Origin of the sequence: Streptomyces hesseae (genome assembly GCF_031845785.1) — a bacterium.
GTDB lineage: Bacteria > Actinomycetota > Actinomycetes > Streptomycetales > Streptomycetaceae > Streptomyces > Streptomyces hesseae.
In genome coordinates this window covers 1-2,422 of the sequence record NZ_JAVRFI010000051.1, presented here as the reverse complement: position 1 = coordinate 2,422, position 2,422 = coordinate 1, and the positions used below count along the sequence as shown (strand labels likewise).

At 67.7% G+C, this 2,422-nt stretch carries 2 protein-coding genes; one reads left to right on the top strand and one right to left on the bottom strand.

The features are described from left to right. Nucleotides 1–405 precede the first annotated feature (405 nt). A complete protein-coding gene (locus RM609_RS34135; protein ID WP_311616564.1) occupies nt 406–954 on the bottom strand; it encodes a MarR family winged helix-turn-helix transcriptional regulator in 549 nt (182 codons plus the stop codon). A gap of 100 nt (nt 955–1,054) precedes the next feature. On the opposite strand from RM609_RS34135, the gene RM609_RS34130 reads away from it, so the two are divergent. Next, the gene (locus RM609_RS34130; RefSeq protein WP_311616562.1) at nt 1,055–2,356 is read left to right on the top strand and encodes an MFS transporter; all 1,302 of its coding nucleotides are present in this window, start codon (nt 1,055–1,057) and stop codon (nt 2,354–2,356) included. Nucleotides 2,357–2,422 lie beyond the last annotated feature (66 nt).

The window sequence follows — 2,422 nt, the reverse complement described above, 5'->3', positions numbered from 1 at the left end:
TCCTTTGTACTCACCCTCTCGGGCTTTCCTCCGGGCTTCCCTTCGGTGTTTCCAACCTTACCAGATCCGTTTTCCGTTCCGTTTCCGGTCTGGATTCCGTTTCCGGCCCCCTGTTGGAGCGGGGTTTCTCGCCTTTGCCTTGCGGCTTCCGGCGTGATCACTACTTTAGCGGATTTCCCCCGCGGCGCCTAATCGGCGCCCGATCCGAATTCCGGACACGCCGAAATTCATCCCGTTCAAGGGTCATGCAAAGAGGTGATCGCCGCCGACGCGGCTAGAGGTGGCTGTCCCGGAACCGTACCGGCCCCGTGACAACTCGGAGAACACTACGGATCCGGCGGACCCGTGTCAACCGGCCCCATAGGCCTCGATCGAGGGCCTCAGTCGGGGGCCTCAGCCGGGGCCTCAGTCGAGGTCGTTGAGCCGTCCCCCGGCGTCCGGCTGGGTGCGCTCCACACGGCGCAGCAGCCGGGTCAGCATCTCGCCGAGCTGGGCGCGCTCGTCAGCCGAGAGGTCCTGGAGGAGTTCCTCCTCGAAGACCGTGGCCTTGCGCAGGCCCTCCAGCCACTTCGCCCGGCCTTCCTCTGTAATGCCGACGATCACTCGGACGCGGTTGTTCTCGTCCCGCTCCCTGGTGACCAGGCCCTCCGCGACCATGCGGTCGATGCGATGGGTCATGGCGGCCGGGGTGAGGCCCAGGCGTTTGGCGAGGTCGCCGGGGCCCAGGCAGTAGGGGTCGCCGGCGAGGACGAGGGCCTTGAGGACCTCCCACTCGGCGTTGCCCATGCCGAGCTCCGCGGTCTGGCGCCCGTACGCGACGTTCATACGGCGGTTGAGGCGGCTGAGAGCGGAGACGACGCGTTCCACCTGCGGATCGAGGCCTTGGTACTCGCGCTGGTAGACGGCGATCTGCTCTTCGAGGCTCGGCTCGGCGGGCCCGGGGGTGTCTGCCATGTGCGGCAGTATCGCAGAAATCATTCGCGCTAAAGCCCTTCGGCATGTACTCTTTAGCTTCGAACTTTAGCATCGAAGTCTTCAACCTTGAGGGGTGAGTGTGACCACCGCGATGGGCGCAGCGCTGCGCCGGATCCAGTTGGGCAACGCGTTGAGCGCGTTCGGCAACGGCTTCACGGTTCCGTATCTCTACGTCTATGTGGCGAAGGTGCGGGGCCTGGGAGCGGGGACAGCGGGTCTGACGCTGTTCACGCTGGCCGTGGCGGCGCTGATCGTGCTGCCCTTCACCGGTCGGGCGATCGACCGGCGGGGTCCATTGCCTGTGGCCATCGTGGGTACGGTCTCGGCGGCGATCGGTTCGCTGGGGCTGGGTCTGTCGAGCGCGACGCCGCTGGTCATCGCCTCCGCCGCCGCGCTCGGTGCGGGTATCGCGGTGATCCAGCCGTCGCTCGCGACCATGATCGTGTGGTGCTCGACGCCTCTTACTCGTTCCCGCTCGTTCGCCACCCAGTTCTTCCTCAACAACCTGGGCCTCGGTCTCGGTGGGCTCATCGGCGGTCTGATGGTCGACGAGAGTGCCGCGTCGAGCTTCATCCGGCTGTTCGCCATCGAAGCGGTGATGTTCCTGGTCCTGGGTGCGACGGTGGCGACCGTAAAGCTGCCGGAGGTTCCCCGGGTCGAGGACGCCGTGCCGACGGACGGCCGGCCCGAGGGCGCGTGGCGCACCCTGCTGCGGGACCGTTCCATGGTGTGGCTGTGCGTGCTGGGCTTCGTGATGTTCTTCGCCTGCTATGGACAGTTTGAGTCGGGGCTGGCGGCGTATGCCACTGAGGTCACCCACGTCTCCCCCGCCACGCTGGGCATCGCGCTGTTCGCCAACACGGCCGCGATCGTCGTGACGCAGTTCGTCGTGCTGAAGCTGGTGGAGGGGCGTCGGCGCAGCCGGGTCATGGCGCTGGTCGGGCTGATCTGGACCGTGGCGTGGGTGGCCGCGGCGCTGTCCGGTCTGGTGCACGGCGCGCAGGCGGTGGCCACGGGGCTGCTGATCTCCACCTACGTGCTGTTCGGCGTCGGTGAGTCGATGCTGTCGCCGACCGTGGCGCCGCTGGTGGCCGACCTGGCTCCGGCGTCGCTGATCGGTCAGTACAACTCGGCATTCGCTCTGGTGAAGCAGCTGGCGATGGCGTCGGGTCCGCTGCTGGGCGCGCTGCTGGTGGGGCTGGGGCTGTCCGGTGTCTATGTGACCCTGCTGATCATGTGCTCGCTCGGCATCACGGCGCTGGCCCTGCGGCTGGGGCGCCGGCTCACGGTGGCGCAGGACAATCCGTTCGTCGCCCGCGCCCAGCGGGCCCGGGCCATGGCTCCTGCCGAGGCCGACGAGCGAGTGCCCGTGGCCGCCTGACCTTCGTCAGAGAATTCGCCGGATAAAGGGGTGGGGCCGGCGGGAACCACAACCTACCCCCCCCCC